The organism is Ferroglobus sp. (assembly GCF_015521575.1).
In the GTDB taxonomy this organism is placed as follows: Archaea; Halobacteriota; Archaeoglobi; order Archaeoglobales; family Archaeoglobaceae; genus Ferroglobus.
Genome location: NZ_WANY01000099.1, coordinates 1 through 7637, shown reverse-complemented (window position 1 = coordinate 7637; position 7637 = coordinate 1). Strand labels below are relative to the sequence as shown.

The following is a 7637-nucleotide window of genomic DNA, read 5'->3' as shown; positions in this document are numbered from 1 at the left end:
GTACATATATCGTATAGATAAAAATATAGCGAACAAATTCTTTGAGGCTTACAAAAAAATAACTGGAAAAGAAGACTTCACGGATTTTGCTAAAATCATTGATAGGAGGTTAATCCATACTTCGTGGAATTCTGTGGCTTTTGTTGATAGAAACGGAAGGATCATCTTTGCTTATGCCGGAGGAAGAGTTATAGGGGGCGACTTGATCGGAGAGAGGATTGAAGACGTTCATCCCCCGCTAACGTCAAAGTTCGTTAAGCAGATCTTTACGGAACTTGCGAGGGGTGAAAGAAACGAATTTAGAAGGGTTGTGGAAGTGGAAGGGGAGAGGTTCGAAAAATTTTACAGGGCGGTGAGAAAACCCGATGGGGAATTTCTTGGAGTAATCGTAATTACAAGGAAACTGGAGGAAGCGAAAGAAAAAATAAGTAGAGAGATTATCCTCCCTTAAGCGGCTTTTTCTATTATCCTTATTGCTTCCATAGGGCAATTTGCTTGGCAGACTCCGCAGGAGGTGCAGTTCTCTGGTGTAAGTTCTCCTCTGTTAATTGAGAAGGCGTTGTCTGAGGCAATTTTACAAAGGGACTCGCATATTCCGCATGAGATGCACGCTTCGCTGACTTCGACTATGTGCTCTTTCTCCTTGTAGTACCTCCTCTCCGGCGGGAGATGGATGTCTTCGTATTCCCCGACGACCTCCCTCTTGATCTCTATAGCGTTCCCCGGGCAGAATCTCTCGCATGCTCCGCAGAAATTGCACCTTTCGTTGAAAACGACTATCTTCCCTCCATCGTATTTGTATTCTATCGCATTGTTCGGGCAAACCTCTCTACATATCTGGCAGTCTCTTCCGAAGCAGTTCTCCTGTTTGTATATCTGTATGCCCGTGAAAAGCTTGTTCTCCCTTATCGCCTCGAAACTGCAAACTTCTCTACAAATTCCGCAGGTTGAACAAGCCTCGCTAATTTTTATTTCTCCAGTTATGGCGTAATCCCTCTGCATTTTACAAGAATCGCAGTGAATCTCTATAACGTTCTTCGGACAGACGTATTCGCAAATTTCGCAGTATATGCATTTATCTTCGTTAATTGCTGGAGAACCCCTTTCTATTCTAATCGCGTCGACGGGGCAGAACATGACGCAGTTTCTGCATTCGATGCAGCCTTCGTATATTTTTATATATCCGTGTCTAATTTTATCTTTGTCCAAAACTTTTTTGACGGTTATCGCATCTCTCGGGCAATTTTGAGCGCAAACTCCACAGTAAACGCATCCTTCAACGTCTATCTTCGAGTAGTGAACTTTTTCAAGAAGTCTTGTGAAGGGGGCATCTATGCTTAAAGCTCCGTATTGACAGTAAACTGCACAAATACCGCAATTAACACAAGTATCGTCAATAATTACGTTAAAATTTCCATCGGCAGTTACGGTAATCGATCCTTTGGGGCAAACTCTCTCGCAAAGCCCACACCCAATGCAGTTTTCGGCTTTAAACTCCACTTCGGTCGTCATCGGGTTTGGATAAAAAAATCATTGTATTTAACTATTTTGCTAAGAGTACATATAATAACCTTTATGTCTGTTTGTATTGATAAGTATTGTTCACCTAAAACAGCTCCAGTACTTGGAGTGGATGCTCCTAACTTCAGCTACGGTATCTCTAACTTTCTGGCTTGCGTAATCTCTTTTTCTCCATCTGAGCTCCGAAAGAATTTTGGCTGGTTCCCTTATATTTGAGATGTCCATTCCGGCGAGAGCAGCGATAATTCCAAGGTTCGTGTACGGTAATGCGCTTTCAACGCTGTAGCCACCTTCTAAAACTGCGACGAGTCTCCCCTTACAGAGCTTTTCAGCGAGATTGACGGCTCTTTTCATCATCTCGGCGTAACCTCTGGCAGTTAAAGCTAAACCCGTGAGCGGATCGGTAAAGTGGTTGTCCTGTCCGGCGGAGATTGCTATAAATTCGGGTTCGAACTCTTCGGCAACTGGCTCGATTACCTTTTCAAAAACGTAGAGGTAGCTTTCGTCTGAAGTTCCGGGTGGAAGGGGGATGTTTATCGTGTACCCTTCCCCCTTCCCTCTCCCAACTTCGTGGGGGTAGCCTGTGCCGGGATAAAGGGGCATTTGATGCGTTGAAATGAAGAGAACGCTGTCGTCTTCGTAAAAAATCTCCTGCGTCCCATCTCCGTGATGGGCGTCCCAATCCAGTATCAAAATTCTTTTGAAACCTCTTTTCTTCAACCACTCCACCATCACAGCCATGTTGTTTATATAGCAGAAACCTGCGCCAGTGTAGGGTTTTGCATGATGCCCCGGAGGGCGAACCATGGCGAAAGCGTTTCTAACTTTCCCTTCGACAACCCACTTTGCAGCAGTTATAGCTCCTCCGGCTGCAAGCATTGCTATTTCGTACAGTCCTACTGGCACGTTTGTGTCGAAATCTATGAATCCTCCGGTTTTGCTTGCCCTTTTCAGAAACTCTATGTACTCTTTCGTGTGCACTCTTAAGACGTCCTCCTCCTTCGCCGGCTCTGGATTAATGAGCACGATTCTCTCATCTTCGAAAATTCCCTCTTCCGTTAGCTGGTCGATCGTGTAAGCTAACCTTTCCTTCCTTTCTGGGTGCGTCGGTGTTTGTTCGTGCTTCAAATACTTCTCGTGAAAGACTATTCCGGTCTTCAAGAAAACTCCTCCCTTATTCCCGGCTCTATCTGGACGATGACGTCAGCTATTTTTCCCCTCCTTATTCCACCCTTTACGACAACGTAAGAGTTGAAGTACAGAACTCTGACGTCCTTTTCCTCTACCTCCTCACCGAAATCCTTCGCTATGGAAATTAGTTTGTCCACAGCGAGTTGTATTAACTCCTCATCTTCGGGGAATCCGTATATTCTGTCTTTAATGAAGGTTGCCTCCCCGTCGTAAACGGCGATTTTATTTTCTGTGTCAAATCTCGCATAGAGCGTGTAGCTCAGCCTCGATACAGCCACTCCTACAGCGTTGGCTGATTCGCAATGTTCCGGGACGATGTACTTCACTCCAGCCTTCTTAGCTATGTCCTTTATCAAAAACGGGGCGAGAAAGCCTGTTCCGATTATTTTCTCTGCTTTGAGTTCTTTAATCTTTTCGGCGACAATGTTTATGAAATCCTCAACGGCTCTCTCGCAGTCGTCTCTCTTTGCCTCTCTCGATTTTTTGTAGTCTCCTATTTCGTAACCGAGGCAGTTGAGAGCATCAGTTAGCGTGAAAGAGTTTCCTCCAAAGGCTATTGGCTGGGAAATTCTAACGGGTTTTATGGTTTCTTCAACGAGGCTGTCCCCTCCAAATGGAATTGAATGAGACTCTACACACCTCACGCAGCTTTTTAGTCCTCCTATGACCGCTCTCTCAATTATCTTTGGTTTTCCGTCTCCCAAGAAAACGAAGTCCGTCGTTGTCCCTCCGATGTCGACAACAAGTGCATACTTTTCTCCGGTAAGGAAGTAAGCCCCAAAAGCTACAGCGGCGGGACTTGAATTGTACAGCTCCGAAGGGTTGTTCAGGGCTATCTGGTAGGGGATAATTCCTCCATCTCCCTTATAAAAATAAACCTCGTTGTAATAAGCTTTGACGCTTTTTACCATCTCGTGAACTTTTTTCATGAGCTTTGCGTTTATAATCGTGGTGTTTATTCTCAGCGGGTAGTTCAAAACCGGTATGTGATGACTCAACGCTATTTCGTCCTCGCTATAGTACTTTTTAGCGATTTCATAAGCTTTTAACTCCAATTCCGGATTTCTTATTGAGAACTTGCACGCTATAGCTAAGCAGTCCGCTTTGTTTTCCCTTAAAACCTCTTCTACCTCTCTCTCATCCAAATCTTCAACAACGTCTCCTCTGTGGTTTACCGCTCCTTTCAGCTGTTTTCCGTAACTTTCGTAATTTAACCCGCTACCGGGAAACAGTATAACCTGCGCCTTTATCTCATCGAACTTGGAAACTATGAGGTTTAGCGGAACAGATGTGCTGATTACCAACTTAATCTTCTTCTCTCCAACGAGTTCGGAAAGTTTTCTGAAAACAGCGTCAAAACCCAAATAGTTTGGAATTTTAGCGGTCTTTATTTCCTCCCCAATAACCGCTATATCTGTGTTCGTCCCGCCTATGTCGATGCCCACTCGCATACTCTTTTACTCTTTTTCCTTCTCGGCTCTTCTCTTAAATACGTCCTTGATTATTATTATGTCTCCAACCGACTTCACGAGCCTGTATGGGATTAGAACTCCTCTATATTTCGTGTTTATTAGAGCTTTGTTAACCTCGCTGACCGCGAGACTTTTTATTTGCCTTCTTTCGACATCGATAACGACATCATCAACCTTGCCGACGTATCTGCCTTCATCCGTGTACACTTTCATACCGAAGAGCGATGAGATCTCTCCTATCATTAATCTACTTGGAACGCTCATAATATTTAAAACATTTCCAAAAATTGACTTTCAAACTCGTAAATTAATAAATGAGATAGAAATTAATTTATTTCACCTCTTCCTTATGTAGTCTAATGTTTGAACTCCTCATAAGCTTGGCGCTTGCGATGATAGCTTTGTACAATTCGGTTATGTACCTCCAGCTTACAGATGAAGAAAAAAGTTTTTTGGAAAGTAAGTGGAAGGACTCCTTGGTATTATCCATTTTCATGATAGTAATTCTCTCTGTAATTTCCGTTCTCGAAATCCTGAAGCTTTATCAAATACTGGCGTTCGGAACTGTTGGAAACTTTTTAAGCGTGTATACCGCTGTGGCTATAATGCTTTTAATCCCCTCCGCATTCTTACTCCACGACATCCTATCGATAAAGGACTCCTTCAGGAATTTTGCTCCAAAAATAGACCTTAAGGCTGTCTTGCTGGTACAAGGTTTTGCGGTTTTCTGGCTTTACCTGACTTTTATTGAGGAGAGATTTGCTCACGTTGTGTACTTGTTCTCTCAATCTCTAAAAGCGATATTTATCGTGTCCTTGATACTGATTTTTTACGTTTCCTCTCTTCTATATAGATACTTTAAGTTGCTTAGGAGGGGGGATATCATCGTTCAGATCGACTTTTCTTCTTATCTATTCCAGCTGAGCGTTGCCATAGCTGTTTTCGGATTTTACATGCTCACGAGATCCACTTACTGCGGACAGGCGGTTTGTGCGGTTTTAATCGCATCTTTCGGAATTCTGCTAAACAACGCTTTATCTTCGCTCGGCAGAGCCCTGAAGCAGAACATCGGTGGTTACACCTTCGAAATATAGGATGGAGTTTCGGGCTCAAGAATTTCTTTAACGCTATCTAAGAATTCCTCGTAGATGTGAGCATCTACCGAGAAATGATAGTACTTATAATCTCTCTCGTTAATAAGCTGGGAAACGTAGTCCGTGAGGAGGGAGAAAGCGTACATGTTAGCGTGCATGGCTCCGTATATATCATTTGAGCGCATGTAAAAAATTCCCATGAACTTTTTCGTTTTCAAAAACTGGTAGCCTCTCAAGCATGGCGGATCGTCGCTTGTTAAATCCCAAACCCTTGAAATTCCCACATAGCAGTCTCTTCTGTAGGGATTTTCCTTCAGCTTTTTTATACACTCGTAAAGCTGGTCGACTTTCTTCTCATCCCTTTCGCAGTATCTTGCTCTTTCAGCATACGTATATTCCTCACCTTCTCTCAAAATTTTCTCCTTTACCGGCTTATCAAGCTGAGCCGCATGGATGACGTAGTTGTGAGCGTAGTCTATCGCGTATTTCTTCGTGAAAGGGGCTTTGTTGTGGATCTTGTTCTCTCTTGTGTTTTTCACCTCAACGAAAAGTCTGTGAACGAACTTACTCCTCTTTTGCCCTTCAAACAACTCACCCCATTCCGTTTCCTTCTCGAATCCGTTGTAGTATATGACCTCAAGGGCTGAGTGCCATGCGGTGGATTCGTAATCCTCCACTATATGAACTCCAAGTTCGTGAAAACCAAAAACATCTTTATAATTGTGCCTATCAACCCTGTCTAGATCTCTCTTGTAGATGTGGGGAGCTGCCACGAGAAAGGCAACGCTGCCTACTTCTATTTCAGCTCTTTTTGCCACCTCCTCAAGAACATGAAAAACGAAGTCGAAGTTTGCGGAGAAGTAGTTTAAGGCGTCTAAACTTCTTAAATAAGCTGTGGCGTGGAGAGAGTTAAAGTAGTGGAGAAAACTAATTTCCGTAACTGTAGGTGGAGTTTCGCAGAAGTGATCTTCCGGTCTCCAAACCGGGAGAGAAACTCTTCTCGTGTAAGGGGTTTTTCTCAATTTTTCGGCAGCGGTTTCGATTAAATTTTCAACTCTGTCAAGATACGTGTCTTCGCAAGCTTTCCATCCGAAGCTTTCGTCAAAGCTTTGCATGTACGTTGGTTTTTCGCATATCACGAGCTCTGGCTCTATTCTAACCTCCTCACCGAACCTCGATTTAATTTCTACACCTTCCCTCAAAATTTTTCCTATCAAATTCTTCTGGAGAGTCTCGGGATTAGTCTCGATTAACATCTCTTGAAAAGGAGTGTTGAAACGAAATAAATGTTGCGCAGCGAAAGCCTTATTAAGCAACTTTCAAGGAAATAAAATTAAGAGCGCCGGTGGTGTAGCCTGGCTAACACAGGGGCTTGCCGAGCCCCTGCCCCGGGTTCAAATCCCGGCCGGCGCATTCCCAGTTGTTTTTGACCAAGCCTAGATATTCTCGAAGTTTTATCTCTAAAAAAAGCGGAGAGGATTAATCTTTCATCGATAGTCGCTTGCCTTAGCCTAACGCATTTTTTACTAAAAATCTCAGGAAGTTCTAAGGTGATAACGAGGGTTATTGGAAAAGAAATGAGGTTGATAGGTGAAGTTCAATGGGGCAATAAAACCTGCATAGAAGAAACTCTTATTATTCCCTTGAACGACATCAGTATTATGCCATTAACTCTCAAGGAATTAAGCGATAAGGTTGAAAGGATTGAGAGGTTTTTGAAGACGCTCATAGATGTAAATCTCGAACTTATTGAGGAGGTAGAGCCGGAAGAATGGGAAGTTAGAGACATTGAAGATAGAAAGCGTGATGAATTCATAAGGTGGGAAGAGGTTCAGAATGAGTTATGAAAATCAAATTTTAATTTCGAAAAGAGCACTTAAAGAGCTTAAAAACATCCCCGAAAGTGACAGAAAAATTATCAAGGACAGGATTTCAAAGCTTGCGTATTTTCCCTTCGTTCACCTCGATGTTAAAAAGCTTAAAGGCCATGAGAACGTTTACAGGCTAAGATCTGGAAACTACAGAGTCATGTTTGAATATCTAAAAGGATGAGAAGGTAATAAAAATCCTGAAAATCGGAAAGAGGTCGGACATTTACGATTGAAGAGATTCTATTAATTTTTTCAAGCACACATCCTTAGGAACAAGATTAACTTTTCCTCAAGCTGCCATGTTTCGTGGATTTCTGAAGGTAGCTTCAAGAATGAGGTACTTTACCTTTTTGCGCGGTCTTTGAGGCTTTTCGAGAACATCCTTCAACTCTCAGAATCTGTAATCTTCTAGCCTTTGTTTCGTTTTTTGTAAAGTGAGTAAACGACAAAATAATTGAAAAATTTAATATTTTTGAAAAATCTTTAGT

At 42.7% G+C, this 7637-nt stretch carries 9 protein-coding genes and 1 tRNA gene; 5 read left to right on the top strand and 5 right to left on the bottom strand.

Annotated elements, in window-relative coordinates; genetic code table 11:
- A partial coding sequence (locus tag F7C14_RS04240; RefSeq protein ID WP_290900205.1) for a PAS domain-containing protein occupies positions 1-451 on the top strand: 451 nt, incomplete at its 5' end.
- On the opposite strand, the gene F7C14_RS04235 is transcribed toward F7C14_RS04240, so the two are convergent.
- The 4 genes from F7C14_RS04235 to F7C14_RS04220 all read right to left on the bottom strand — a co-directional run bounded on the left by F7C14_RS04235 (position 448) and on the right by F7C14_RS04220 (position 4427).
- A complete protein-coding gene (locus F7C14_RS04235) occupies positions 448-1512 on the bottom strand; it encodes a 4Fe-4S binding protein (protein ID WP_290900204.1) in 1065 nt (354 codons plus the stop codon). The genes F7C14_RS04240 and F7C14_RS04235 overlap by 4 nt on opposite strands.
- Positions 1513-1602: 90 nt before the next feature.
- On the bottom strand, positions 1603-2682 hold the full coding sequence (locus tag F7C14_RS04230; RefSeq protein WP_290900203.1) for a histone deacetylase: 1080 nt from the start codon (positions 2680-2682) through the stop codon (positions 1603-1605).
- The gene (locus F7C14_RS04225) at positions 2679-4163 is read right to left on the bottom strand and encodes a hydantoinase/oxoprolinase family protein (protein ID WP_290900202.1); all 1485 of its coding nucleotides are present in this window, start codon (positions 4161-4163) and stop codon (positions 2679-2681) included. The genes F7C14_RS04230 and F7C14_RS04225 overlap by 4 nt, the downstream gene beginning before the upstream one ends.
- Before the next feature lie 6 nt (positions 4164-4169).
- Entirely contained in the window at positions 4170-4427 is a 258-nt protein-coding gene (locus tag F7C14_RS04220) for a PRC-barrel domain-containing protein (RefSeq protein WP_290900201.1), read from the bottom strand.
- 116 nt (positions 4428-4543) lie between these two features.
- Here F7C14_RS04220 and F7C14_RS04215 point away from each other — a divergent pair, with 116 nt between their 5' ends.
- Entirely contained in the window at positions 4544-5278 is a 735-nt protein-coding gene (locus tag F7C14_RS04215; protein WP_290900200.1) for a hypothetical protein, read from the top strand.
- On the opposite strand, the gene F7C14_RS04210 is transcribed toward F7C14_RS04215, so the two are convergent.
- Positions 5260-6534 carry a thymidylate synthase gene (locus F7C14_RS04210; RefSeq protein ID WP_290900199.1) on the bottom strand — a complete coding sequence of 425 codons (1275 nt, stop codon included), beginning with the start codon at positions 6532-6534 and terminating at the stop codon, positions 5260-5262. The genes F7C14_RS04215 and F7C14_RS04210 overlap by 19 nt on opposite strands.
- An 83-nt stretch (positions 6535-6617) precedes the next feature.
- On the opposite strand from F7C14_RS04210, the gene F7C14_RS04205 reads away from it, so the two are divergent.
- The 3 genes from F7C14_RS04205 (at position 6618) to F7C14_RS04195 (ending at position 7330) form a co-directional block, all read left to right on the top strand.
- Positions 6618-6691 (top strand) — tRNA-Gly (locus tag F7C14_RS04205).
- 137 nt (positions 6692-6828) lie between these two features.
- A complete protein-coding gene (locus tag F7C14_RS04200; protein ID WP_290900198.1) occupies positions 6829-7125 on the top strand; it encodes a hypothetical protein in 297 nt (98 codons plus the stop codon).
- Positions 7115-7330 (top strand): type II toxin-antitoxin system RelE/ParE family toxin, encoded by a 216-nt coding sequence (locus tag F7C14_RS04195; protein WP_290900197.1) that lies wholly within the window; start codon positions 7115-7117, stop codon positions 7328-7330. The genes F7C14_RS04200 and F7C14_RS04195 overlap by 11 nt, the downstream gene beginning before the upstream one ends.
- The last annotated feature ends 307 nt before the right edge of the window (positions 7331-7637 follow it).